Annotated in this window: 24 protein-coding genes and 4 pseudogenes; 19 read left to right on the top strand and 9 right to left on the bottom strand. The window is 64.4% G+C overall.

The genetic code is table 11. The features are described 5' to 3' along the window. Window positions 1-24: 24 nt before the first annotated feature. The 6 genes from ACVWW3_RS16180 (at window position 25) to ACVWW3_RS16155 (ending at window position 4921) form a co-directional block, all read left to right on the top strand. The gene (locus ACVWW3_RS16180; RefSeq protein ID WP_354046348.1) at window positions 25-1227 is read left to right on the top strand and encodes a vWA domain-containing protein; all 1203 of its coding nucleotides are present in this window, start codon (window positions 25-27) and stop codon (window positions 1225-1227) included. 9 nt (window positions 1228-1236) lie between these two features. Continuing rightward, window positions 1237-1560: an XdhC family protein gene (locus tag ACVWW3_RS16175; protein WP_456649361.1), complete on the top strand. Its 324-nt coding sequence runs from the start codon at window positions 1237-1239 to the stop codon at window positions 1558-1560. A gap of 2 nt (window positions 1561-1562) precedes the next feature. Beyond that, entirely contained in the window at window positions 1563-2264 is a 702-nt protein-coding gene (locus tag ACVWW3_RS16170; protein ID WP_456649362.1) for an XdhC family protein, read from the top strand. Beyond that, window positions 2261-3865 (top strand): NTP transferase domain-containing protein, encoded by a 1605-nt coding sequence (locus ACVWW3_RS16165; RefSeq protein WP_456649363.1) that lies wholly within the window; start codon window positions 2261-2263, stop codon window positions 3863-3865. Before ACVWW3_RS16170 ends, ACVWW3_RS16165 begins: the two co-directional genes overlap by 4 nt. Before the next feature lie 190 nt (window positions 3866-4055). Beyond that, window positions 4056-4445, top strand: a complete 390-nt coding sequence (locus ACVWW3_RS16160; protein ID WP_247338975.1) for a DUF4189 domain-containing protein — start codon at window positions 4056-4058, stop codon at window positions 4443-4445. A 65-nt stretch (window positions 4446-4510) separates the two neighbouring features. After that, entirely contained in the window at window positions 4511-4921 is a 411-nt protein-coding gene (locus ACVWW3_RS16155; protein ID WP_456649364.1) for a DUF2000 family protein, read from the top strand. Between the two features lie 166 nt (window positions 4922-5087). Here ACVWW3_RS16155 and ACVWW3_RS16150 read toward each other — a convergent pair. From ACVWW3_RS16150 to ACVWW3_RS16140, 3 genes and pseudogenes are all read right to left on the bottom strand, one after another. Next, window positions 5088-5503 (bottom strand): annotated as a pseudogene (locus ACVWW3_RS16150) (GFA family protein). Window positions 5504-5519: 16 nt separating this feature from the next. Further along, window positions 5520-5984, bottom strand: coding sequence for an SRPBCC family protein (locus ACVWW3_RS16145; protein WP_247444510.1), 465 nt, complete (start codon window positions 5982-5984; stop codon window positions 5520-5522). Continuing rightward, window positions 5981-6316: an ArsR/SmtB family transcription factor gene (locus ACVWW3_RS16140; RefSeq protein WP_247338966.1), complete on the bottom strand. Its 336-nt coding sequence runs from the start codon at window positions 6314-6316 to the stop codon at window positions 5981-5983. The genes ACVWW3_RS16145 and ACVWW3_RS16140 overlap by 4 nt, the downstream gene beginning before the upstream one ends. A gap of 109 nt (window positions 6317-6425) precedes the next feature. Here ACVWW3_RS16140 and ACVWW3_RS16135 point away from each other — a divergent pair, with 109 nt between their 5' ends. The 6 genes and pseudogenes from ACVWW3_RS16135 (at window position 6426) to ACVWW3_RS16110 (ending at window position 12641) form a co-directional block, all read left to right on the top strand. After that, a complete protein-coding gene (locus ACVWW3_RS16135) occupies window positions 6426-7121 on the top strand; it encodes a TetR/AcrR family transcriptional regulator (protein ID WP_456649366.1) in 696 nt (231 codons plus the stop codon). Continuing rightward, window positions 7118-8059, top strand: a complete 942-nt coding sequence (locus ACVWW3_RS16130; RefSeq protein WP_456649367.1) for an HlyD family secretion protein — start codon at window positions 7118-7120, stop codon at window positions 8057-8059. Before ACVWW3_RS16135 ends, ACVWW3_RS16130 begins: the two co-directional genes overlap by 4 nt. Beyond that, on the top strand, window positions 8056-8988 hold the full coding sequence (locus ACVWW3_RS16125) for an ABC transporter ATP-binding protein (protein WP_456649368.1): 933 nt from the start codon (window positions 8056-8058) through the stop codon (window positions 8986-8988). The genes ACVWW3_RS16130 and ACVWW3_RS16125 overlap by 4 nt, the downstream gene beginning before the upstream one ends. Continuing rightward, a complete protein-coding gene (locus tag ACVWW3_RS16120) occupies window positions 8985-10148 on the top strand; it encodes an ABC transporter permease (RefSeq protein WP_456649369.1) in 1164 nt (387 codons plus the stop codon). Before ACVWW3_RS16125 ends, ACVWW3_RS16120 begins: the two co-directional genes overlap by 4 nt. Window positions 10149-10177: 29 nt before the next feature. Further along, window positions 10178-11486 (top strand): annotated as a pseudogene (locus tag ACVWW3_RS16115) (adenylate/guanylate cyclase domain-containing protein). Window positions 11487-11726: 240 nt separating this feature from the next. Then, on the top strand, window positions 11727-12641 hold the full coding sequence (locus tag ACVWW3_RS16110) for a PhzF family phenazine biosynthesis protein (RefSeq protein WP_456649371.1): 915 nt from the start codon (window positions 11727-11729) through the stop codon (window positions 12639-12641). A gap of 204 nt (window positions 12642-12845) precedes the next feature. Here the strand turns inward: ACVWW3_RS16110 and ACVWW3_RS16105 are convergent, their stop codons facing one another. Together ACVWW3_RS16105 and ACVWW3_RS16100 are read right to left on the bottom strand one after the other, a co-directional pair. Continuing rightward, window positions 12846-13307 carry a DUF488 domain-containing protein gene (locus ACVWW3_RS16105; RefSeq protein ID WP_247444518.1) on the bottom strand — a complete coding sequence of 154 codons (462 nt, stop codon included), beginning with the start codon at window positions 13305-13307 and terminating at the stop codon, window positions 12846-12848. 8 nt (window positions 13308-13315) lie between these two features. Further along, window positions 13316-14137 (bottom strand): DUF72 domain-containing protein, encoded by an 822-nt coding sequence (locus tag ACVWW3_RS16100; RefSeq protein ID WP_354103962.1) that lies wholly within the window; start codon window positions 14135-14137, stop codon window positions 13316-13318. Between the two features lie 113 nt (window positions 14138-14250). Between ACVWW3_RS16100 and ACVWW3_RS16095 the strand changes: the two genes are divergently transcribed. From ACVWW3_RS16095 to ACVWW3_RS16080, 4 genes are all read left to right on the top strand, one after another. Further along, window positions 14251-14631: a hypothetical protein gene (locus tag ACVWW3_RS16095; protein ID WP_247338945.1), complete on the top strand. Its 381-nt coding sequence runs from the start codon at window positions 14251-14253 to the stop codon at window positions 14629-14631. 90 nt (window positions 14632-14721) lie between these two features. Beyond that, a complete protein-coding gene (locus ACVWW3_RS16090; protein WP_354046373.1) occupies window positions 14722-14925 on the top strand; it encodes a hypothetical protein in 204 nt (67 codons plus the stop codon). Window positions 14926-15199: 274 nt separating this feature from the next. Beyond that, on the top strand, window positions 15200-16345 hold the full coding sequence (locus tag ACVWW3_RS16085) for a glycosyltransferase family 2 protein (protein ID WP_456649372.1): 1146 nt from the start codon (window positions 15200-15202) through the stop codon (window positions 16343-16345). Between the two features lie 6 nt (window positions 16346-16351). Further along, entirely contained in the window at window positions 16352-17854 is a 1503-nt protein-coding gene (locus ACVWW3_RS16080; RefSeq protein WP_456649373.1) for a glycosyltransferase family 39 protein, read from the top strand. Between the two features lie 27 nt (window positions 17855-17881). Here the strand turns inward: ACVWW3_RS16080 and ACVWW3_RS16075 are convergent. Continuing rightward, a pseudogene (locus tag ACVWW3_RS16075) lies at window positions 17882-19769 on the bottom strand (CHASE2 domain-containing protein). A gap of 77 nt (window positions 19770-19846) precedes the next feature. Then, a complete protein-coding gene (locus ACVWW3_RS16070) occupies window positions 19847-20371 on the bottom strand; it encodes a FecR domain-containing protein (RefSeq protein ID WP_456649375.1) in 525 nt (174 codons plus the stop codon). 654 nt (window positions 20372-21025) lie between these two features. Here ACVWW3_RS16070 and ACVWW3_RS16065 point away from each other — a divergent pair. Next, window positions 21026-22091 (top strand): annotated as a pseudogene (locus ACVWW3_RS16065) (tlde1 domain-containing protein). A 116-nt stretch (window positions 22092-22207) separates the two neighbouring features. Here ACVWW3_RS16065 and ACVWW3_RS16060 read toward each other — a convergent pair. Both ACVWW3_RS16060 and ACVWW3_RS16055 read right to left on the bottom strand, forming a co-directional pair. Continuing rightward, the gene (locus ACVWW3_RS16060; protein WP_456649377.1) at window positions 22208-22846 is read right to left on the bottom strand and encodes a glutathione binding-like protein; all 639 of its coding nucleotides are present in this window, start codon (window positions 22844-22846) and stop codon (window positions 22208-22210) included. 13 nt (window positions 22847-22859) lie between these two features. Further along, window positions 22860-23453: a cysteine hydrolase family protein gene (locus ACVWW3_RS16055; RefSeq protein WP_456649378.1), complete on the bottom strand. Its 594-nt coding sequence runs from the start codon at window positions 23451-23453 to the stop codon at window positions 22860-22862. A 131-nt stretch (window positions 23454-23584) separates the two neighbouring features. Between ACVWW3_RS16055 and ACVWW3_RS16050 the strand changes: the two genes are divergently transcribed. Both ACVWW3_RS16050 and lepB read left to right on the top strand, forming a co-directional pair. Further along, entirely contained in the window at window positions 23585-24424 is an 840-nt protein-coding gene (locus tag ACVWW3_RS16050; RefSeq protein ID WP_456649379.1) for a LysR family transcriptional regulator, read from the top strand. Window positions 24425-24540: 116 nt separating this feature from the next. Continuing rightward, window positions 24541-25287 carry a signal peptidase I gene (gene lepB / locus ACVWW3_RS16045; protein ID WP_456649380.1) on the top strand — a complete coding sequence of 249 codons (747 nt, stop codon included), beginning with the start codon at window positions 24541-24543 and terminating at the stop codon, window positions 25285-25287.

Raw genomic sequence — 25287 nt, 5'->3', positions numbered from 1 at the left:
GATGACGAGTGAGAGTACTGAACCATGGCCATCAATCACTTGGCACCTGAGCAAACCGAGCAGTTCGCCGACAATATCGTCGGCTTCGCCCGCGCATTGCGTTCGGCGGGCATGCCGGTCGGGCCGGGCGCCGTTATCGATGCCATGAGCGCGCTCCAGGTAATCGACATCGGCAACCGCGCCGACGTCTTCACCACGCTGGAGGCGATCTTCGTCAAGCGCCACGAGCATGCGTTGATCTTCAAACAGGCCTTCCACCTTTTCTTCCGCGCCTCGGAAGAGTGGAAGCACATGCTGGATTCGGTGCCGTTGCCGGAGCAGGCCAAGAAGAAGCCGCAGGCCGGCTCGCGCCGCGTGCAGGAGGCGATGTCGCAGCCGCGCATGACGGAGACACCGCAGCACCAGGAGCAGGATCTGCGCCTGTCGGTCTCCGACAAGGAGATCCTCCAGAAGAAGGACTTTGCGCAGATGAGCGCGGCGGAGATTACCGAGGCGTTGCGCGCCATCGAGCGGATGCGGCTGCCGCAGGCCGAACTGCTCACGCGCCGGCACCGGCCCGATCCCCATGGCCTGCGCATCGATTTGCGCCGCACGTTGCGCGCGTCCCTGCGCACCAGCGGCGAGATCATCGACATCCATCGCCTCGGGCGGATCGAGAAACCGGCGCCGATCGTGGCGCTGGTGGATATCTCGGGCTCGATGAGCGAGTACACCCGGCTGTTCCTGCATTTCCTCCATGCTGTCGGCGACGCCCGCAAGCGAGTCTCGGTGTTCCTGTTCGGCACCCGGCTCACCAACGTGACCCGGGCGCTGCGCCAGCGCGACCCTGACGAGGCGCTGGCGAGCTGCTCGGCCTCGGTCGAGGACTGGGCCGGCGGCACGCGGATATCGGCCTCGCTGCACAATTTCAACAAATTGTGGGCGCGGCGCGTGCTGAGCCAGGGGGCCATCGTGCTGCTGATCTCCGACGGGCTGGAGCGGGAAGCCGATTCCAAGCTCGCTTTCGAGATGGACCGGCTGCACCGCTCCTGCAGGCGGCTGATCTGGCTCAACCCGCTGCTGCGGTTTGGAGGCTTCGAGGCCAAGGCGCAGGGCATCAAAATGATGCTGCCGCACGTTGACGAATTCCGTCCCGTGCATAATTTGAGTTCGATCCACGAGCTGATCAGCACGCTCTCCCGGCCGCTGCCGCCGCATCACCGCAGCCTGATCCGCTCCGCAGCTTGAGAGGTAGCCATGCTCGATCGCGACGAGGATATTCTGAAGGCCGCCGAGGACTGGCAAAAGGCCGGCCGTGGCGTCGCGCTCGCAACCGTGGTGGAGACCTGGGGCTCGGCACCGCGCCCGGCAGGCTCGAGCCTTGTCATCAACGACGGGGGCACGTTCCTGGGCTCGGTCTCCGGCGGCTGTGTCGAGGGCGCCGTGGTGACCGAGGCCATGGATGTGATCCAGAGCGGCAAGCCCAGGATGCTGGAGTTTGGCGTGGCCGACGAGACTGCCTGGAATGTCGGGCTGTCCTGCGGCGGCACCATCCGCGTCTTCGTTGAGAAGGTCGGCTAGCCGTGAAGCTCGCAATTTTGCACGAACTCAATGCCGAGCGCGCCGCGCGCCGGCCAGTCATTCTGGTGACGGACACCGAGAGCGGCGAGCAGCGCCTGGTGAAGGCCAGCGATTTTGCCAAGGATCCCTTGCGAGCTGAGCTCGACAAACAACTGCGCATGGGCAAGAGCGCCAGTGTCGAAGCCGGCGGCAAGAAGATTTTCCTCAACGTCTACGCGCCGACCGCAAAGCTCGTCATCGTCGGCGCGGTCCATATCAGCCAGGCCTTGGCGCCGCTGGCGCGCTCGCTCGGCTACGACGTCATAGTGGTCGATCCGCGCACGGCCTTTGCAAGCCCCGAGCGCTTCCCCGACGTTCCCTTGGTCGCGGAATGGCCCGACACGGCGCTGCCACCGCTCAACGTCGATGCTTACACGGCTTTCGTCGCGGTGACGCACGATCCAAAGATCGACGACCCCGCGCTGCTGCACGCCTTCGAGCGCAACTGCTTCTATATCGGCGCGCTCGGCTCGCGGAAGACGCATGCCAAGCGCGGCGACCGGCTGCGGGCGCAAGGCGCCAATGACTCTGACATCGCGCGCATCCACGCGCCCATCGGGCTTGCAATCGGCGCGGTCTCGCCGTCCGAGATTGCGGTGTCGATCATGGCCGAGATCACGGCGGTGCTTCGCCTGCCGCCCAAAGAAAAAGAAGAAGCGGCATGAAATTCGGCCCGGCGAGCCCCAAGGACGCGATCGGCGGGGTGACCGTCCACACCCTGCGCCAGGGACCGCTGGTGCTGAAGAAGGGGACGACGATCGGCCCGGCCGAGATCGAGGCGCTGGAGCGCGCCGGCATCAAGGACGTCGTCGTCGTGCGGATGGAGGAGGGCGATGTCTCCGAGGACATTGCCGCCGCAAGCATCGCGCTCGCCGTCGGCGGCGATGGCATTCATGTCGAGCGCGCCTTCACCGGCCGCGCCAATCTGTTTGCGGCTCGCCCGGGCGTGCTGGTGATCGAGCGCGGCGCGGTCGACCGCATCAACAATATCGACGAGGCCATCACCTTCGCGACGCTCTCCGCCTTCAAGCCGGTGGTCGAGGGCGAGATGGTCGGCACCGTCAAGATCATCCCGTTCGGCGTCGAAGGAAACTTGCGCGATGCCGCGGTGAAGGCTGCGGGCCGCGACGTGCTGAAGATCGCGCCGTACGTGATCAAGCGCGTTGGCGTGGTTTCGACGCTGCTGCCAGGCCTGTCCTCCAAGGTGATCGACAAGACGTTGCGTGTCACCGCCGAGCGGCTGGCGCCGGCCGGCGCCGGCATCATCGCCGAGCGGCGAGTCCAGCACGAGGAGCAGGCGCTGTCCGCCGCGATCAAGGAATTGCTCGCTCTTGGCGCTGAACTCGTGATCGTGTTCGGCGCGTCTGCGATCGCCGACCGCCGCGACGTGATTCCGGCGGCCGTCACCGGGATCGGCGGCGAGATCGAGCATTTCGGCATGCCGGTCGATCCCGGCAACCTGCTGCTGATCGCCCGTGCCGGCAGCGTGCCGGTGCTGGGGGCGCCCGGCTGCGCGCGTTCGCCGGTCGAGAACGGTTTTGATTGGGTGCTGATGCGGCTCCTCGCCGGCATCAAGGTGACGCGTTCCGAGCTGATGGGCATGGGCGTCGGCGGCCTCCTGATGGAGATCGTGACGCGGCCGCAACCGCGCGCCAAGCCGGAGATCGAAGGGAACAGCAATATCGCGGCCATCGTGCTCGCGGCGGGACGCTCGACCCGCATGGGCGGACCGAACAAGCTGCTCGCCGAGCTCGACGGCAGGAAGCTGGTGCGGATTGCGACCGAACAGGCACTGGTGTCGAAAGCATCCGAGGTGATCGTCGTCACCGGCCATCAGACCGAGCTGGTCGAGCAGGCACTGCAAGGCCTGAAGGTGCGGTTCGTCAAGAATCCGGATTTTGCCGGCGGCATCGCAAGCTCGGTCAAGGCAGGCATCGCGGCCGTCCCCGAGACCTCCGACGGCGCTGTGGTCTGCCTCGGCGACATGCCGCTGATCGATGCCGGCCTGATCGACCGCCTCATCGACGCCTTTGCGCCGGACCGCGGCAATCTCATCGTCGTGCCGGTCAGCGAAGGCCGCCGCGGCAACCCCGTGCTGTGGTCGCGCCGCTTCTTCAAGGAGTTGATGACGCTCGACGGCGATGTCGGCGCGCGCCATCTGATCGCCAAGCACACCGAGGCGGTTGCCGAAGTGCCGGTCGACGGCGAAAGCGCCTTCCTCGACATCGACACGCCGCAGGCGCTGGAAGCGGCAAGACGGGGATAGTTAGCCTTGCGGTTGCGCGCTTGCGCAGTCCGCTAGAGTAACCCACCAATTCTGCTTCCGCGGTGAGGTACTTTGGTGGATTGCGCTCGGCCAATCCGCCCTACACGGCTGTTTTCAACCCTCCGTTCACCATCTGGAAACGACCGCGGCTTACAGTCGCCTTCGCCTGCCTTGGGGGGAGGGGATTTCCATGCCTTCGAACGTCGTCGCGCGCCGTTGCGCGATGTTTTTCTTTGCGCTGTCGGTTTTTGTCGCCGGCGCGCGCCACATCACGGATGCGCACGCCGCCGGCGCATTTGCAGTCGGCAAGTGCGGCGCCTACGGCCAGGCCTTCGATTATGGTGCCGAGCACGAAGCGCGTGCGGCGGCGCAGAAGCAATGCAAGGGCGATTGCACGACCGTGACGATGAAGCGTGCTTGCGCCGCGATGTCGGTCGACCTTTCCAATCCCTGCGGCGCCTATGGCTATGCCGTCAAGCCGAAGATCTCGGCCTCGCTCAATGCCGCGACGCGCGAATGCTACAAGTTCGGCGGCAAGGAATGTGTGATCCGCGCCTGGGCCTGCGACGTCAAGGGGTAATTCCTCTTGCTGTCATTCCGGGGCGATGCGTAGCATCGTATCCGGAATAACAGTTAGGGATATGCATGCAGTTCGATACCAAGGTCGCCATCGTGATCCGCGCCGATCTTGCGGCCTGGCAGAAGCTCAACGTCGCGTCCTTCCTCACAAGCGGCATCGCCGCGGCCTTTCCGGAATGCATCGGCGAACCCTATGAAGATGCATCAGGCACCAAATATCACGCGCTGATCGGCCAGCCGATCCTGATCTACGGCGCCGACGGTCAGGCGCTCGCGCGCGCGCTCGATCGGGCCCTGACGCGCAACGTCGCGGCGGCGGTCTACACCGAGGACATGTTCAAGACCACGCACGATGCCGCCAATCGCGAGGCGGTGAGGGCGGTGGCGCGCAGTGACCTCAATCTCGTCGGTCTCGCAATGCGCGCCGAGCGCAAGGTGATCGACAAGATCGTCGATGGCTTGAAATTCCATAGCTGACGTAGGTGCCGGTTGGTTTCACCTCTCCCGCTTGCGGGAGAGGTCGGCGCAACGCGCCGGGTGAGGGTTCTCTCCACTAGGGGATTGTCCCGTTGGTGAGACACCCTCTCCCCAACCCTCTCCCGCAAGCGGGAGAGGGAGCACACCCCCACGTGGGGCCAGTGCCTCACCCCGGCGGCATGCCCTCAAACTTCGGCAGGTCCGCGTCGAGGCGATCCCAGTCATGACCGCGCGCGGCGTAGGTCACCACTTGCGGCTCGTAGCGGGCGGGCTCGTCGAGGCTTGCGGCGCGGATGGTGAAGATGTCAGGCATCGCCGCGAAGGTCATGTAGACCGGCAAGCCGCAGACGGAGCAGAAACCGCGAGTCTTCACGTTGCCACTGTCGCCGACCATGTCCCAGTGCTTCGCCTCGCCCGTCACTGTGACACCGGCGCGCGCGAAGGTCATGTACGAGCCATGGCCGCTGCCGCTTTCCCGCTGGCAGTCCCGGCACTGGCAGTGATTGCTGAACAGGGGCTCACTGGAGATCGAATAGCGGATCGAGCCGCAGGCGCAGCCGCCGGTTTAAAGGGCTTGGTCATTGCGATAACTCCTTACCTACTTGTCTTCGCCGCTGATCTCGTCAAGCTGGCGGACGACTTTCTTCCAGCCGCCGCTCATGCCCGTGTAGGCCGATTCGTTCCTGGGTATGACGAAGCCCGCATGAACCAGACGGATCCGCGTGCCGGCCTCGACCGGGGTGAGGGACCACGTCACGACAGTGTCGAGCGGCGCGCCGTAGCCGGTGTTGCGCTCATCCCCGCCCTTCCAGGCGTAGACGAGGCGCCGGTTCGGCATGACTTCCAGGACGCGGCAATGGATGACGCCATCCCAGGCGCCGCCCGGCGTGGTCTGGTAGGTGAAAGTGTTGCCTTCGACGGCCTCGAAACCGGTCGGCGGCATCAGCCAGCGCGCGATCAGCTGGGCGCTGGTCAGCGCCTTCCAGATCGTCTCCGGCGCGTGAGGGAGCACCTCGTCGATGACGATGTCTTTTGTCTCGGCTTTCAATTCAACAGCACTCACGGATCGATCTCCTTCAAGAGGTCACGCAGGTTCTGGAAGCGCTCGCGCCAGAACACGCCGTAATGGTCCATCCAGGTGACCAGCGGCTCGAGTCCTTGCGGCGCGGCGCGGTAATAGACGTTGCGGCCCTCGGCGCGCTCGGCGACGAGGCCGGCCTGCTTGAGGGACTTCAAATGTTGCGAGATAGCGCCTTGGGTCACGCCGCTGCCGCGCGTGAGTTCGGCGACGCTGATCTCCTTGCTCTCGAATACGCGCTCGAACACGGCACGCCGGGTTGGATCGGCGAGGGCGCGCATGACGCTGGTGACTGGGTTTCGGGCGGTTTCAATCATAGTAGTTCAATTAGCATCAGCTAATGAATTAGTCAATACTAATTCATTAGTCGGTTTACGTCTGTGGCCCTGACTTTACAATGACTGACTAGTCAGTCATATCTTTGGCATGACAAGGAAGCCGACCAAAACCGCCGCCCCATCCGGAGCTCGAGCCAATGCGAAGGCCTCTGTGGTCGCCAGAAGCGACGAGGCGCCCGCGTCGAGCCGCGCCACGCGTGCGGCGGAACGGCGCGCGGCGATCGTGGACGCGGCGATGGAGGAGTTCATCGTGCGCGGCTTTACCGCGACGCGGCTCGACGACATTGCTAAGCGCGCGGGCGTGGCGAAGGGCACGATCTATCTGCACTTCAAGGACAAGGAATCGATGTTCGAGGAGTTGGTGCGCACCGTGATCGTGCCCATCGTGGCGAAGCTGAATGCGTTGCCGCCGCCGACAGGCTCGGTGCGCGATCTCGTCGAGGCTTTTGCCAGCAATTTTTTGAAGGAGGTCATCGGCACCAGGCGCGGCGATCTCGTGCGGCTGATCGTAGCGGAGGGGCCGCGCTTTCCTTCCGTCGCCGACTTCTACTACCGCGAGGTCGTCTCGCGCGGAATGGCCGGCATGCGCGCGCTGATCGAGCTCGGCATTGCCCGCGGCGAGATCCGCGAGAAGAACCTCGCGCGCTACCCGCAAATCCTGGTCGCGCCGGCGATGATCGCGGTGATCTGGCAGAGCCTGTTTGCGCGGCACGCGCCGCTTGATGCGCAGGACATGCTGCGGGTCCATCTCGATTTGATTTTTGGCGAACGGAGGACGACATGAGGTCGTCGCTAAACATCTCTCACCTCATCCTGAGGAGCGCGGAACGCGCGTCTCGAAGGATGCAGCCCCGGCTGTGGCCCTTCGCCCTTCGAGACGCCGCTTCGCGGCTCCTCAGGTTGAGCGGTCGACAACGGTTGCTCCCGCCAAACGCGATTCAGTTTTCGGCGCGGTTCTGTTCGATCGCGATTCTAGCCCTCGCAACCGGACTTGCCGGTTGCAAGGAGAAGCGCGATCCCGGCTTCCAGGGCTGGGTCGAGGCCGACATGATCTATGTCAGCCCGGACGAGGCCGGCCGCGTGACGAAGCTGAACATCCGCGAGGGCGACGAGGTCAAGGTCGGCGATCACCTTTATTCCGTCGACGACGATCTCCAGCTTGCCGACCTCAACCAGAACAAGGCGACGCTCGCGAATGCGCAGCAAACCTATGATCGCGCGGCTTCGCTGAGCAAGTCCGGCTCGGGCACGCAGGCCAATCTCGATTCCGCGGTCTCCTCCTTGCGCGTTGCCGAGGCACGGGTGGCGACCTCGGAGACGCGGATGGCGCGGCGCAAAGGTTTTGCGCCAGTCGCCGGCACCATCCAGCAGATCTATTTTCGTGAGGGCGAGATGGTGGCGGCGCAGCGGCCCGTGCTCTCGATCATGCCGCCCGGCAACATGAAGCTGCGCTTCTTCGTGCCGGAGACCGAGCTGCCGAAGCTTGCGATCGGCGACACGGTGCGGATCGCGTGCGACAATTGCGCCGCCGATCTCACCGCAAAGATTTATTTCATTGCGACTTCGGCCGAATATACCCCGCCCGTCATCTACAGCCTTGAGGAGCGCAACAAGCTCGTCTACCTGATTCAGGCGCGGCCGTCGTGGCCCGACGCGTTGCGGGTCGGACAGCCGATCGACGTCTATCTCACTCCAAAAACGCCCGTGGCGGACAAGCGATGAGCGGCGACAACGGCATCGCGATCGACGTCAAGGGCCTGACCAAGTCGTTCGGCGGCCGCGAAGTCGTGCACGATCTGTCGATGCAGGTGAAGCGCGGCTCGATCTACGGCTTCCTCGGCCCGAACGGTTCGGGCAAGACGACGACCATCCGCATCCTCTGCGGCCTGCTCACGCCCGACAGCGGCGAGGGCACCTGTCTCGGCTACGACATCCGGCGCGACGCTGACAAGATCAAGCGCCAGGTCGGCTACATGACCCAGCGCTTCAGCCTCTATCAGGATCTCTCTGTCCGCGAGAACCTCGAATTCGTCGCGCGGCTGTATGGCCTTCGCGATGCGCGCGGCGCCGCGCGCGACATGATCAAGCGGCTGGGGCTCTCGGGCCGCGAGGAGCAGCTAGCGGGCGAACTCTCCGGCGGCTGGAAGCAGCGGCTGGCGCTAGGCGCCTGCACGCTGTCCAGTCCAAAATTGCTGCTGCTGGACGAGCCGACCGCCGGCGTCGATCCCAAGGCGCGGCGCGATTTCTGGAACGAGATCCATGCGCTCGCGGCCGAGGGTCTCACCGTGCTGGTCTCGACGCACTACATGGACGAGGCCGAGCGCTGTCACGAGATTGCTTATATCGCCTATGGCCATCTGCTGGTGCACGGCACCGTGGAGGAGGTGATCGCCAAATCCGCGCTGACAACCTACACCGTGACAGGCGAGGGACTGAACGAGCTCGCGGCTGGGCTCACCGGCAAGCCCGGAATCGACATGGTGGCGCCGTTCGGCACCTCGCTGCACGTTTCGGGGCGCGACGTCGCCGCGCTTGAGGGCAGCATCGCGCCGTGGCAGGCGAAAAGCGGGCTGCACTGGAATAAATCGTCGCCGTCACTGGAGGACGTGTTCATCGAATTGATGGGCCGTTCCAAGGACAATTTCCAATGAGCGCCGTCGATCATCCCGAACCACAGCACGCGATCCGGGAGCGCTTTGGTTTCTGGACACGCTCCTATGCGATGCTGATCAAGGAGTTTATCCAGCTCAAGCGCGATCGCGTGTCGTTCGCGATGATCGTGATGCTGCCGGTGATGCAGCTCCTCTTGTTCGGCTATGCCATCAACACCACACCCCACAATCTGCCGAGTGCTGTGCTGCTCCAGGAGGACTCTGATCTCGCCCGCTCGATCCTGAAGGCGCTGGAGAACACCAAATATTTCCGCTTCCTCTACGAGGTGCACGACGTCGAGGATTTCGACAATCTCCTGAAATCCGGCAAGGTTCTGTTCGGCGTCGAGATTCCGCGCGGCTTCGAGCGGGCGGTGCGGCGCGGCGACAGACCGGCGCTGCTGGTCGCCGCCGACGCGACCGATCCGGTCGCAGCGAGCGCGGCGATCGGCTCACTCGGCATGGTCGTGCAGACCGCACTCAAGCACGATCTCTACATCGGCGATCCCCCGGAGATGCCGTTCGAGATCCGCGCACATGCGCGCTACAACCCCGCCGCGGCGTCGAGCCTCAACATCGTTCCCGGTCTCGTCGGCACCATCCTCACCATGACCATGCTGATCTTCACCGCGCTCTCGGTCACGCGCGAGGTCGAGCGCGGCACGATGGAGAACCTGCTGTCGATGCCGATCAAGCCAGTCGAGGTGATGTTCGGCAAGATCATCCCTTACGTGCTGGTCGGGTTCGTCCAGGCCTTCCTGATCATCGGCATCGGCGTCGTCCTGTTTGGCGTGCCGATACTCGGCAACTTGTTCCTGCTGGCCCTTCTGTCGACCCTGTTCATCAGTACTAATCTTGCGATCGGCTACACGATCTCGACGCTGGTGCAGAATCAGCTCCAGGCCATGCAGATGTCGATGATGTTCTTCCTGCCGAGCATTTTGTTGTCGGGCTTCATGTTTCCGTTCGCGGGCATGCCGGTCTGGGCGCAATATGTCGGCGAGTGCCTGCCGCTGACGCACTATTTGCGCATCGTCCGCGCCATCATGCTGAAGGGCGCGACCATGCAGAATTTGCGGTTCGATGCGCTGGCACTAGCGGTCCTGATGCTGCTCGCCATGACCATTGCCGTGACGCGCTTCCGCCGCACGTTGGATTGAGGCACAATGCCCCGGAATCGAGGGGTGGAATGGTTAGGTTCGCGAGCAGGAAGACGCGGCAGCACGCCGTGCTATCGGAGGATTTCGAGCGCGAGCTGACGCGAGAGGTGCTGCGCACCGAGCTGTTGCGGGTGCGGACGCTGATCCTCACGGGCTGCGTCATGACCGTGTTTCTCACTGCCATCTATCTGCTCGATCCAGCCGTCGTGAACCGGGTCTGGCGCGGGACGGAAGGCCTAGCCGAGGTCTACGGCCTGCTGGTCGGTTTCATCGTGTTCGAGGTCTGGGTCCACGTCCAGATCAGAAAGAACCTCCGGCTCGATCGCGACCTCCCGGTGATCAGGCGCTATATCGGTGCACTGATCGAAACGTCGCTGCCGACGCTGATCTTGATCCTGCAGATCCGGACCATGGGCGCGAGCCAGGCGCTCGGCTTTGCCGTGCCGCTGATGTACTTCATCTTCATCATTCTCTCGACATTACGGCTGGATTTTCGGCTTTCGACCTTCACTGGCTTTGTCGCTGCAGCCGAGCTGCTCGCCGTGGCGCTGATCTACGATCGCGCCAGCGGCGTCGGTGAGCCGCAGACCTATTTCCATGCGGTGCGCAGCACCATCATCCTGGTCTGCGGCGTGCTCGCGGGCGCGGTCGGTGCGCAACTCCGGCGTCAGTTTGCTGCGAGCATTGCCGCGGCCACCGCGCGCGACCGGGTGACGAACCTGTTCGGCCAGCACGTTTCTCCTCAGGTGGTGGAGCGGCTGATGGCGGCGGGAACCAGAGCAGGCGGCGACCTTCGCCGCGTCGCCGTGATGTTCGTCGATTTCCGCGGCTTCACTGCCGGGCGCGCAGACGCGCACCCCGCAAGAGGTGGTCGACCGGCTCGATGGCGCCTTCGCCGTGCTCGTCGATATCCTCGATCGCGAGGGCGGCATCGTGAACAAATTTTTGGGCGACGGCTTTCTGGCACTGTTCGGCGCGCCGCTGGAGGCCTCCGACGCCGTGCATCGCGCGGTCGCCGCAGGCCGCGAGATGCTGACCGCGATGGGCCGCATCAACGCCGAGACGAGCTGGCCGCTCAGAATCGGAATCGGCATCCATTTCGGCGAGGTCGTCGCCGGCAATATCGGCTCGCCCCGGCGCAAGGAATATACGGTCATTGGCGACACCGTGAACTTCGCCTCGCGGCTGGAGGCCCTGAACAAGGAGTTCGGCTCGCAGCTCTTGATCTCCGCGGCCGTTCGCGAAGCGCTTGGTGAGGACTGCGACGATGCCGTCGCGCTCGGCGAGGTAGAGGTGCGGGGCTATGAGCAGAAGGTGGCGGTGTTTCAATTGGGGTAACGCGCCGTCAATGCAAGTTGCCTTTCGTTGAAGCGGGTCGCGCTTCGGTGAGGGCGGGTGATGAACTATCTCTGCTAGCTTTCGGGTCTTGCATTTGTGGAAGCCGCTTCTCGGCTTTCAACCCGTCACCGCAATTGCTCCGATTGCTCCGAATATTGGGGCATGACGGACGACGTCGACGGCTTGTAGACTGCCGGCGACGCGGCCGGTCGCGGTCGCGACTTGCATGAGGAAATGAAGATGCAGCGCCGCTACATCACCGTCGACGTGTTCACCGACCGCGCCTTCGGCGGCAACCAGCTCGCCGTGGTGCTCGATGCCGGCGGGTTGTCGACCACGCAGATGCAGTCGATCGCGACCGAGTTCAACTATTCCGAGACGACCTTCGTGCTGCCGCCGCGCGACAAGGCGAATGATGCCCAGGTGCGCATCTTCACGCCGGTCAGGGAGCTTCCTTTCGCTGGCCATCCCAATGTCGGTACCGCCTTCGTGCTGGCGACGATCGCGAAGGAGCCGAAGTCGTGCCTGCGGTTCGAGGAGAAGGCCGGGCTGGTGCCGGTCGATATTTTTCGAGAGCAGGGCCAGGTCATCAGCACCGAGCTCACAGCGCCGCAGCCGCTGTCTCGGCTGTCGCAATTGTCTGCCGCTGATGCCGCGCGCTGCATCTCGCTCAGCGCTGAGGACATCAAGGTCGACCGTCACGCGCCGCAGGTCGTCAGCGTTGGAACGCCGTTTCTGGTGATCGAGGTGCATTCGCGCGATGCGCTCAAACGGGCGAGGCCCGACGCGGCGGCCTTCGGCAAGATATTTCCGTGCGACGGCGCATTCTCGGCGTGGTTCTATACGCGCGATGTGCCTGCGGCAGAGGCGCCTTGCGAGCGCCAGGCGCGGATGTTCATGCGCGGCGCCAGCGGCCTCGTGGAGGATCCCGCCACCGGCAGTGCCACGGTCGCAGCCGCCGCGCTGTTCGCCGATCTCGATTCAACGCGCGACGGTGAATTGAAGCTGACGGTCGGCCAGGGCTTTGACATGGGCAGGCCGAGCATCCTGCTGACGCGCGTGCGCAAGCAGGACGGCAAGATCGTCTCAGCCCATGTGGGCGGCAGCTGCGTGCAGATGATGGAAGGGACGTTCCGGTTGGCGGGTGAGGGATAGGCCTGTCCACCCGTCATTTCGGGCTCGCGCCACGGCCGAAGATAAGCCCGTCATCCTGACGTGCGAGCACTTGCGGGCCTCCAAGGATGCACGGCTGCTGCATTGGCGTCACGCCGTCGTCCTTCGAGGGCCGCTGAGGAAGCGGCCACCTCAGGATGACGGCTACGGTTAAAGCCGTCGTTTCGTCCTCCCGCGCGAAGAGGGCTAGACCTGCCGGCCCGCCAAATTCCTCACCTCTACCCCATCCCGCTCCTCGATCACCTCCGCGATCATCTGGCGGTGGCAGTGGGTGTGGTCGCGCTCGTAGCAGAGCAGGCACACGGGGCCTGCCTTCTTCACGAGCGCCGCAAGCTCGTCCATCTCTTCCCTGGCCTGCGGCGTCTTCAGGTGCTTTGCGTAGATCTTTTCCAGCACATCGTATTGCCCGCTGCGGGCGGCGAGGCGGCCTTCCTTGGGTGTGCCGAGGGCGGCGAGATGGACATAGGCGATGCCGCGTTCATCGAGGCCTGCGGATAACTGATTCTTGGAAAAGCCGGGCCGGCGCGATGACGTCACCGCGCGCACGTCGACAACGAGCTTGACGCCGGCTCGCTCCAGCTCGTCGAGCACGGCCTTGGGCGGCGTCTGCTCATAGCCGATGGTGAAGAGTTTTTTTGCCTTTGCCATGAAACACCTCAGGTCACTCGCGCGATCAGTTCCATGGCGCCGGCCGGCGCGCGCACCTTGCCCTCGTGGATGACATAGGCAAACACGTCGCGTGGCTCCTTCTTCGGCTTGGCCTTGTCGACCTTCGGCAGGTCATCGGGTTCATTTCCCTCGGCCCAGTCCTGAAACCGCTTGGCCCACGCATCGAGCTGCTTCGGCGGATAGCAGGTCTTGATCTCGTCATTGCCCTTCTGGAGCCGCGCATAGACGAAATCGCCGGCAACGTCGGCGATCGCCGGATATTTGCCGTGTTCGGCGAACACGACGGGCGTCTCGAATTCGCGGATCAGCGCGACGAAGTCTGGCGTGCAAAAACTGTCGTGGCGGACCTCGACGACATGGCGCAGCGCGCGCCCCTCGAGCTTGCGCGGCAACAGCTCGAGGAACTTGCCGAAATCGGCGCCGTCGAATTTCTTGGTCGGCGCGAACTGCCACAGCACCGGCCCAAGATGATCGCCGAGTTCCAGCACGCCGGAATCATAGAAACGCTTGATGGAATCGCCGGCTTCCGCCAGCACGCGGCGATTGGTGGCGAAGCGCGGTCCCTTCAATGAAAACACGAAACCCTCCGGTACTTCGCCTGCCCATTTGCGAAAGCTCTCCGGCTTCTGCGAGCCGTAATAGGTGCCGTTGATCTCGATCGAGGTCAGCTTCGAGGCCGCGTAGGACAGCTCCTTCGCCTGCGTCAGCTTCTCCGGATAGAACACGCCGCGCCAAGGCTCGAAAGTCCAGCCGCCGATGCCTATGAAGATGTTGCCGGATTTTTTGGACGCGGTTTTTGCTTTGGCCACGGGAGGACTCGCATCGAGGGGAGGGACCTCATCCTAGTCAAACCAGATGTGATTGGCCAGTTGCGACGCCCCGTCTAAGGTCGCGACAGGACCCGCAAAAAAAGGAGAACAAGATGCGGATGCTGATGGTGGGAGCGGCGCTCGTTATGATGACATCTGCTGCCATGATATCTTCAGTCATGGCCGACGATGACGATGCCAAGGGTGCGCAGAAGCTCGCCATGCAGGGCCGCGACGATTACTGGCATTGCCTGGCGCGGGAATATTCGCGTGATAGCAATCAGGGCAAGTCTGAGCAGGATTTCGGCCGCTCGGTCGCCGGCGCCTGTCCGTCGGAGCGGCAATATTACCGTGTGGCACTGCTCGACTTTCTCACCACGCAGTATCCGACCATTGATGGCGGCGCCCATCTCGCCACCGCGAACAGGGCCGTGGAAGCGGCGCAGAAGGACATCGTGACGGCCTTCGTCAAGCACAGGCCGCCCCAGAAATAGCCCCCTTGAGTGTTGGCGTCCCGCAAGCCCTTCCGGCTGTGCGCTGATCCATGGTATCAGTGGGGGCATCTGGAACAGGGATGGGTTTCCATGTCGTCTGAGTCGGTGGGTGGCATTTTGGGGGCGATCGTCGCGGCGATCGTGCTTGCGGTCGCCGTCGTCTTCGGGCCGATCGGCCAGTACGGCAAGCCGCCCAAGCCCGTGAAAGTTGACCCGGCCGCGGCTACGGCGCCGGCGGCCCCTGCCGCGCCCGCGCCACGCGGGCCGGTGATCAAGGAAGTCCCGAACCAATAAAGGCCTGAAAAGGGCGCCTTTCGCCCCTTGCAAACCGGCTTTGTAGTTCCTATTTAGTTTCTAACGGCGACGTTGAGCGAAAAACTCCGGCGCTGGAACGACCTTGGGATAGCTCAGGCTGCGCCGGATGTACGCGCGGCCCGCCGTTCCGGGGTCGTTGGCATTTTAGGGCCCCTTTTGGGCCGTTCTCCAGAGAACCCCCGGCTTGGTAGCGCAAGTTCTTGGTAGCGCAAGTTCTTGGCAGCGCAAGACGCGGCGGATATACGCTGCCCTCATGAACGAAGCGATCAGACCGGGCTCCGACAACACGCCGCATGCCCCGCAGGCGGCTTCCCCATCGCCGGAATTGTCGGTCGTCGTCCCGACCTTCAACGAGCGCGACAATGTCACGGTGCTGTACCGGCGGCTGGAGGCAGCGCTGGCCGGCATCGCCTGGGAAGTCGTGTTCGTCGATGATAATTCGCCTGATGGCACCTGGGACATCGTGCGCGCGCTGGCCCGGCGCGACAGCCGCGTGCGCTGTGTCCGCCGTATCGGCCGCCGCGGCCTGTCGGGGGCCTGCATCGAGGGCATCCTGGCCTCAAGCGCGCCCTATGCGGCCGTGATCGACGCCGACCTCCAGCACGACGAGACGCAGCTGCCGAAAATGCTGTCGCTGCTCGCGAGCGGGCAGGCCGAGCTCGTGGTCGGCAGCCGCTACATCGAGGGCTACAAGAGCGAAGGCTTCAACAAGCAGCGCGCCGGCGCCAGTGCATTGGCGACCGAACTCGCCAGGAAGGCGCTGCGGGTCGAGATCGCCGATCCCATGAGCGGCTTCTTCATGGTTCGCCGCGACCGCTTCGAGCAGCTCGCGCCGAAACTTTCTGTGCACGGCTTCAAGATCCTGCTCGACCTCGTCGCGAGCGCGAACGGCACCTTGCGCGCCATCGAAATTCCCTACACGTTCGGAGAGCGCCAGCGCGGCGAAAGCAAACTCGATTCCATGGTCGCGCTGGATTTTCTCGGCCTGGTGCTGGCGAAGTTCACCAACGATGCTGTCTCGCTACGCTTCCTGCTGTTCGCGATGGTCGGCGGCATCGGCCTCGTGGTGCATCTCACCACCCTGTTCATATCGCTTGAGCTGTTCAAGCAGCCGTTCGCGGAAGCGCAGGCCTCCGGCGCCATCATCGCGATGACCAGCAATTTCGTCCTCAACAACTTCCTCACCTATCGCGACCAGCGGCTGAAGGGCTTTGCGCTGCTGCGCGGCCTGATCGCGTTCTACATCGTGTGCAGCGTCGGCCTGCTCGCCAATGTCGGCGTCGCCTTCTCGGTCTACGACCAGGAGCCGATCTGGTGGCTTGCGGGTGCGGCCGGTGCGCTGATGGGCGTGGTGTGGAACTACGCGATGTCCGGACTGTTCGTCTGGCGCAAGAAGTAGCTCACGATGGGCGGGGCTGACGCGCGGATCGTCCGCAATACGGCGCTGGTGATCCTTGCGCTGGTCGGCTTGCGGCTCGTCGCAGCCGCCTTCACGCCGATCACCTTCGACGAAGCCTATTACTGGATGTGGTCGAAGAACCTCGCCGGGGGGTATTACGATCACCCGCCGATGGTTGCCTACGTCATCCGCGCCGGCACCATGATCGCCGGGGACACCGAGTTCGGCGTCCGCCTGGTATCGATCCTGCTCGCGCTGCCGATGAGCTACGCGATCTATCGCTCCGCCGCGATCCTGTTCGGCGGCGCGCGGGTGGCGGCGACCAGTGCCATCCTGCTCAACGTGACGCTGCTGGCCTCGGTCGGAACGCTGATCGTCACGCCCGATGCGCCGCTTCTGGTTGCCTCCAGCTTCGTGCTGTTCTTTCTCGCAAAAGTGCTGGAAACCGGTCGCGGCGTCTGGTGGCTCGCGGTAGGCGTAGCCGTCGGCGCGGCGCTGTTGTCGAAATACACCGCGATGTTCTTTGGCCTGGCGATCCTGATCTGGCTCGCGACCGTGCCGAAACTGCGGCATTGGTTTCTCTCGCCCTGGCCCTATCTCGGTGGCCTCGTTGCGCTCGCGCTGTTCTCGCCGGTGATCCTCTGGAATGCGGACCATCAATGGGTCTCGTTCGCAAAGCAGCTCGGCCGCGCCAAGATCGAGGACTTTCGGCCGGTCTTTATCGCCGAGCTGATCCCGACCCAGATCGCGTTCGCAACTCCGCTCGTCTTCATCCTCGGCGCAATGGGGCTGCACGCGCTGACCTGGCGCCGCGCCGGCGCGCTGGCCTCGCGCGTGCTGATCGAGACGATGTTCTGGACCGTCGTCGCCTATTTCGTCTGGCATTCGCTGCATGCCCGCGTCGAGGCCAACTGGTTCGCGCCGGTCTATCCGCCCTTCGTTATCGCGGCGGCCGCCGCCGCCAATCTCGTGCGGTGGAAGCCGCGCCAGCGGCGCCTGGCGGATTTCTGCCTGCGCTGGGCTGCGCCCGTGGGCATCGTGATGTTTGCCGCGCTGATCGTGCAGGCCAACACCGGTTGGCTGTCCCTCTATCGCCGCGATGCGACCGTGCGCAGCGTCGGCGTCGGCTGGCGCGAGCTTGCCGCGGAGATCGAAGCCGTGCGCGCCCGCAATGGCGCGACCTGCGTGCTTGCGCCTGACTACGGCACCACGGGCTGGCTCGCCTTCTATTTGCCGCGCGGCACCTGCGTGGCCCAGCAGAACCAGCGCATCCGCTGGGTCAACATGGCCGAGCCAGATCCAAAGCTGCTTGCCGGCAAACTGATCTATGTCGACGAGCTGCGCAGCGACGGCCATCCCGCCGTCCACGACCTCTTTGCGAAGGTGACGCAAATTGCGCAATTGCAGCGCAAGCGCGGTCCGCTCGTGGTCGAGACCTACGGCATCGATCTGCTCGAAGGCGCCAAGGGCGACGTGCTGGACCGCTCGCCGCCGCCGGAAGCGCGGTAGCTCTTCGTCGGGACAACGGCGGAGCGTTCAGTCGATCATCTCAGCCTTGGTCATGGCCTGGTTTGGCCTGTTCTGGTCGCGCCAGAACCACACGGTCACGATGCCGGAGCGGCCGCGGACCTGCGTGAGCAGGGGGCCCGTCAGAATGCCGTCGGGAGCGCCGTGGAAGTCGGCCGTATCCAGCAGAACATCGCTGAGCGCGAGCCGCGCGTCGTTCTGGACGGCGACCTCCATTAACCGGCTCGCGACGTTGACGGTGTCGCCCGTCGCCGTGATGTGCTGATGGCTTTCGCCGAGGCGGGAGGCGACGATCGGGCCGAAATGCGCGCCGATCTTGAAGCCGAGCTGATCCCTGATCGCAGGGGGCAATGACACGATCCAGCGTTCGACGCCGCGGTGCAGGTCGATCGCGCATTTCAGCGCGCGTGCGGCGTCGTCGGGCATCGCGCCGGGCAGGCCGAACAGGATCATGGCGCCGTCGCCGAGAAAGCCGCTGATCATGCCGCCGCAATCGACCGCGGCCTTGTCGATCAGCGCGTGAAACGCCTTCAGAATGTCCTGGAGCTCGTCCGGATCGATTCGCTCGCTCAGCGCCGTGAAACCGGAGAGATCGATGAAGACCACGGCCGCGTCCCTGCCGGACGGGTTTTGACAGGAAATTCGGATCGCGCGCCAGCCAGTCCTGCACGGCGGGTGCCTGGAATTGCGCGAGCGACCGGCTCTTCGCGGCAAGATATTGCGTGCGCCGGCCTCCCGCCCACAGCTGCACGCCGCCGAAGACCACCACCGGCGGCACTGCCGCGGCGAGCGTGGTCGCGGCATTCAGCCAGACGCCGTGCGTGAACGCGAACAGATTGAGCCCGGCCCAGGCGATCATCACCCCGGCCGCCGCGACGAGGCCGAGTGCGCTGCGCCGCCAGGCGAGCAGGCCCACCAGCAGCATTGGCAACAGGATCGCGATGAGCGCGTCGGCGATGTGGACCTTGCGGTCACGCACGATGCCGTCACCGGCGACGAGATGGGTGATCGCGGTCGAGACCACCTCGACGCCGGGCATCAGGGAATCGAACGGTGTCGGATAGAAGTCACCGCCGCCTGCGACCGAGGCGCCGATCACGACAATCCGGTTCTCGATCGCGGAGCGATTGAGCGTGCCGTCGAAGATGCTCTGCGCGCTGACAGTGCGGATGGTGCGGCGCGGGCCGTAATAGGTGATCGGCAGCGCGAAATCGGTGTCGGTCGGCACCGTGTGGTCGCCGAGCAGGAGGTGGTCCGGCGCGATCGTCAGCGGCTTGTCGAGCGCGCGTATCGCGACGCGCAGCGGAAATGACAGCTCGACCTTGTCGCTCGTCCGGAACAGCATCGGCACCGAGAGCGGCGAGCCCGATTGTCCGGTCGCAACGTTGACGACGCCGACCTCGGCGTGGTCGGCGAATGCCGGCAAGGGCAACAGGAAGCGCTCGGCCTGCGGCAGCACGGCGAGGGGACCGTCGCTGCTCGGCGCCACGGTCTCGCTGGCGGACGGAAAAATCGCCGCGGCGGCGAGGATCATGGGACCCGTAGCCAGCGTATTTGCCAGCGTGGCGTCACCGATCGCAGCGCTGCGGTCGACCAGCAGCAGGTCGATCGCGACGACCTTCGGCTTGAACTGCACGATGGTGTCGACGACACGGGCGAGATCGGCGCGTGGCAGGGGATAGCTGCCGCCGCGCTTGACCACGGTGTCGTCGATCGCGACGATGGTGACGAGATCGGGTGGAGCCCGTACGCCGCGGACCTGCGTCCGCCAATCCGTCAGCATCGCCTCGAGGCGATCGAGAAAGCGAAGACGACCGTTGGCGTGGCCGGCATAGATGCCCGCGCCCCACAGGGCGGTAAGGGCGAGTGCCACCAGGATCTGAACGCGTCTTTTCATCACGTCGTACTGCAATCTTCTCTGTTGTCAGGGCCTGACTGATCGGGCCGTATCGACCAAGCCTTATTGGCCAAATCCTATTGACCGAGTCTTGCCATCAGCGCGTCGACGCGCGGCTGGCCCCATGTCTTGACGGTCAACGGACCGGTCGCTTCCACGTCGACGCCTTCGCCGGGGGCTAAAACGACGCCGCGTCCGCGGCTCCTGCGGCTGACGCCGACACGGCCGTCGGCGACGAAGACGGAGGTCTTGGCCTCCGTGACATCGACCGCCCATTTCGTGCCGCGCACCGCGGCGATCGCCTGCGGCGTCAGCACCTTGAAGGGGGTGCCGCCGGGCTTCTTGGGGACCTCGACCAGCAGCGCTTTGCTGCTCAACTCCACGGAGTCTATATGTCCGTCGCGGTTGGCGTCCTTAAGTTCAAATCTGGCGCCGCTTTCCGCAACGATCGTGATGCCGTTGTCGCAACGCCAGGTCCGTGTGCCAGCGGCCGACGGTGACGCGGTGCAGCCGGCATTGGCAGCAGGCTGCGCAATCGCAGATCCGATCAACAGAAACGACGATGCCAGAGTGAAAAATCCAGCGCGTGCGATCGCTCTCATGCCAGCCTCCGTTTGCGTGCCCGGCGCAGTTCAAGGCGATGTTGATACGGTACCGTATCGTACGCAGAGGCTGCTGAAAAGTGCCGAGGCAGCAGCTATTTTCTCGGCACGGTTTTTTCCAGACCGGTGCGATCAACTTTCGGTCAGGGTCTTTCTCCTCCCACCGTTCTGACGGGGAGAGGCGAAGCACATCGCATCACGCGCGGAGTGACAAAGGCGGCGTCCACCAGCCTGGCGCAACGCTTCGCCGCTATGGTCGGTGGCATTGAAGACCACGAAAACGACTTGGTTGGATGCGTTTAGAAATGCGGTCGGAGACGTTCGCTGACCGCACCGATCCGGCCGAGAATTATAGTTAACAGATGCGCTTAAGTCCGTAGTTCTGCGGGCTTTTTTCCCGAAATGGGACGACGTTAATGCATTGCCCCACATTCGCCCGAACTTAATCCGCATTTAACTAAAAGTGGCCCTAATGACGCTCCGGCCCTCTGCGAGATGCTGTTCCCGGATCGTGACCAGCGGCGCTTCGATGGGGGATTGAGTGACACCGTTCTGGACGCAAGGCGAATGAGTACGAGTATCGCTGCGCAAGGTATCGCGGCACGGAAGTCCAAAGAATTATCGAGCAATTCTTATCGGAAGCCTTCCCGAAAAATGACCACCCAAAACGCGCTTGGCGCCGCCGTGATCGGCTGCGTCGTGCTTGGTGCGGGCTGGACCGTCTACAGCAACATTTTTGCCGCCAGCGTCTATCCGACCGTCGGCAGCAGCGCCTACGACGAGCCCGTGATCAAGCGGGCGCCCAGGGTCGCACTGCGCGAAGCCGGTGAGGCCGTCAAGGAAGCCTTTGCGCTCTTGCCCGACCGGTTGCAGGTGGCCGCGCCAATCTCGCGCGAGATGTTCAACGATCGCTTTGCCGCCGCTGCGACCCAAGGCGTGACATCGAATGCAGCGAGCGCCGCGCCCGCAACCAAGGTAGCCGAAGCCACGGCGAAGCCGAGCGTGATCGCGAGGGTCGCGGAAGTCCTGAAGTCAGGTCCCGCCAAGATCGCTGACGCTGCGAAGTCCAAGCGCGCCGACGCGCCGGTGCAGCTTGCCTCGGCAGATCCGGCCGAAAATCGTGCCGGCGCCGGAGGCGAAGCCAAAATCGTTCGCCGATCGCGCCAAGGCCGCGGTGATGTCGGTTACCAGGCCGCGGCAGTCGATGGTGGAAAAGCTCTGGGGCAAGCGTGAGCCGTCCGGCGCCCTGCTCGCCTATGCCTCGGCTGATGCGAGCGTGACCGCTTCCATCGCGCCGAAGGAGCAGAACCCCATGCTCGGCGGTTCGGCGCCTTATGACCGCTCCACCGCGGTCTACGACATCAGCGCGAAGACGGTGTATCTACCCGACGGCACCAAGCTCGAGGCGCATTCCGGCCTCGGCTCTAATCTCGACGATCCCCGTTCCTCGCGCATCCGCATGCGTGGCGTGACGCCGCCACATATCTACGACCTGAAGCCGCGCGAAGCGCTATTCCACGGCGTTCCCGCGCTGCGCCTGACCCCGATCGGCGGCGAGAGCGCGATCTACGGCCGCGACGGCCTGCTCGCGCACACCTTCATGCTCGGCCCGAATGGCGACTCCAACGGCTGCGTCTCGTTCAAGGACTACTACGCGTTCCTCGACGCCTATCGCAACAAGGGCATCCGCAGGCTCGCGGTTCTGGCGCGAGTGGAGTGATCTCGGCTCATTCCAGATGATATAAAGGGCCGCTTGTTGCGGCCCTTTTTCGCGCTTCGTTTCAGCCCGGCTGCGGTCGTTATGGAACCCTCACATCTGGCGGTCGTGGCATCCCGTCACGCCGGGCTCGCCGCCACGGTCTTGCGCAGCGCCATCTCGGTTGCGATCGCCTCCCGCACTGCGGGGCGCGCCTGCATGCGCGCGAGATAAGCCGACAAGGACGGCCATTGCGCAATGTCGACGCCTGCCGGACGGAGCAGCAGCAAGGCCCAAATGAGGTGGGCATCCGCGACGGTGAATCTGTTACCGATCAGGAATTCGCGGTCCGCCAGATGCGTGGCTGGCACCGACAATGTCTGTGTAATCCTTGCCCGCGGCTTGGCGAGCGAGCCGTCGTCCTTGTACCAGAAGGTCGGAAACAGGAACGCCTTGTGGATCTCGGCGCCGATGAAGCTCAGCCATTCCTGCAAGCGGTAGCGGTCGGGATCGCCGAAGCGCGGCGCGAGGCCGGCCTCGGGTTTCAGATCAGCGATGTATTGCAGTACCGCCGCGCTCTCGGTTAGCCGCTCGCCGTTCTCCAGAACCAGGACCGGCACCGCGCCCTTCGGCGACACGCCGAGGAAATCGCTGCCGTCGTCCACGACTGTCTTGGTCCAGATATGGGCGAGGAGATACTGCGCCTCGACGCCGGCCTCGGTCAGCGCGATACGGCTGGCGAGCGAGCAGGCCATCGGGAAGAAATAGAGTTGCAGCATCACGAACGCTCCGTCAGCTTAGCGCATCGCCGCGCGCAATGATCGCGAAGCGATCCGACAATTCGGCCAACGCGACCTCGTGAATGGTCCTTGCGGCGAGCGTTCCGCCGCGGCCGTCGGGCAGATCGCGCGTGGCGCAGGAATCGGCATCGATCGTCGTGCGAAAGCCGAGGTCGAGCGCAGCCCGGGCGGTCGAGCTGACGCACATATGCGTCATGAAGCCGGCCAGCACGATGTTCTTGCGTCCGCTCGCGGCGAGCTGCGCCTGCAGATCGGTGCCGGCGAAGGCGTTCGGCAGCTCCTTCTCGATCACGAGCTCGCCCGCAAGCGGCGCGAGCTCGGCGACGATGGCGCCGCGATCGGCGGCGCGATCGAACAGGCTGCCGGCGCGGCCCTTGTGCGCGATGTGGAAGATCGCGGCGCCCGAGTTTCGGGCGCGGGCGAGAAGCTTCGCAGCAAGGGCGATTGCGGGCTCGGCGTCGGGCAAAGCGAGGGGGCCGGCGCGGTATTCGTTCTGGATGTCGATCAGCACGAGGCAGGCCTCGGCAAGCTTGGGCGGATTGAGATCGGCGCCCGACAATTCGAGCAGGGTTTTTGGAGCGGTCATGCTGGTCAAGCCTTCTAAGGGAGTATCGGTGACGCGACATTAGCGCGGCGGCGGCCTGCCATTGTGCAGGACTATTGCAGCTTATGGCTGCAGATTTGCAGCCACCGGGCGCGCCTGCTAGGCTCGTGCCCATGAACTGGGACGATCTGCGCATCATCGCCGCGGTGAGGGACGAGGGCACCTATGCCGGCGCCAGCGCGCGACTGCGCATCGACGAGACGACCGTCGGCCGCCGTCTCGCGCGCATCCAGCGCGATCTCGGCGTACCGCTGTTCGATGCCCTCGACGGCCTGCGGCGGCCGACCCGGCATTGCGAGGCAGTGCTCGAGCATGTCGGTGCGATGGCAGCGCACGTCGCCGCGATTGATCGCATCGGCGAGAGTCAGCCCGGCCCGGTCGGCCGCCTGCGCATCGCCTCGACCAATGCGGTCGCCGAGGAGCTGCTGGCGCCGCATGCCTGCGCGTTCCTGCGCGATCACCCCGGCCTCACCCTTCAGTTCCTCACCTCCAGCGGCAACGTCAAATTCTCGCGCTGGCAGGCCGACCTCGCCATCCGCTTGCGGAAGCCGGAGAAAGGCGACTTCACCATCTCCAAGCTCGGCGAGGTCAGACTGTATTTCTTCGAGCCCATCGATTTCGGGGGTGGCGAGCCTGTCGTGTGCGGCTTTCCCGATGAGCTCGACGCCATTCCCGAGGCGCACTATTTGCGCGCCAGGCGGCTGACAAACGCGCGCTCTGTAACCGACAATGTCCGCATTGTCCGGACCATGATCCAGTCGCACCAAGCCGTCGGCGTGCTGCCCGAACATAGCTGCGGAGGATTGCTCTCCGACCACAGTCTGCGCGCCACGCTGCTGCCCCGGCGCCGCGACGTTTGGCTTTTGGTACAGAACCACCTCAAGCGCGATCCCGCGACGCGGCTCACCATTGAATGGGTGCGCCACTGCTTCAGGGATCTTTCGCGCGACTGATCGCCCGCGGCTGAGTGTGAACGCGATCCACACGCCGCGCGACCAAGTTATGAGATTGCGCTCGCGCGAAGGTTGCGTAGCCTGGCGACGACCACAGGCTTGATCGGGGCAGGTGCATGACCACTCTCCAGGACACCACCCAACCGCAGGGCAAATCGCGGGAATGGAAGGCGATCGTTATCCTGATCCTCTTGATCCCGGTGCTGTGGTCGCCGCCGTTCCTGTTTCGCATCTTCCTGTTTCAGCCGTTCAACATCCCGTCCGGCTCGATGAGGCCGACGCTGGTCGTCGGCGACTATGTGTTCGCCGCCAAATATGCCTATGGCTATGGCCGCTATTCCTTTCCTTTCGCGCCGTCATGGATCTCGGGTCGCGTCTTTGCGGCCGAGCCCGAGTTTGGCGATGTGGTGGTGTTCCGGACGCCGAAGGACAATTCGGTCGACTACGTCAAGCGCGTGGTCGGGCTGCCCGGCGACCGCATCCAGATGCGGCAGGGCCAGTTCTTCCTCAATGACCGCCCGGTGACGCGCGTCGCTCTCGCGAGCGTGCCCGGGGGCTCCGCCTGCGGTGTGGATGCCGGCACCGGGATCAAGCGCTGGCGCGAGACCCTGCCGAACGGCGCGAGCTATGTGACATATGACTGCGTCGACAACGGTTATCTCGACAACACCAGCGTCTTCACGGTGCCATCAGGTCATTTCTTCGCGCTTGGCGACAACCGCGACAACTCCACCGACAGCCGCATGATGTCCGTGATGGGGTTCATCCCGATGGACAATCTCGTCGGCAGGGTGACGCGGATCTTCTGGTCGCTCGACGAACACGGCGAGCCGCACATGGAGCGGCTGGGGAAGGTGTGGTGA

The sequence above is a fragment of the Bradyrhizobium sp. LM2.9 genome (assembly GCF_054056555.1).
This window is presented reverse-complemented; position numbering and strand designations above follow the sequence as displayed.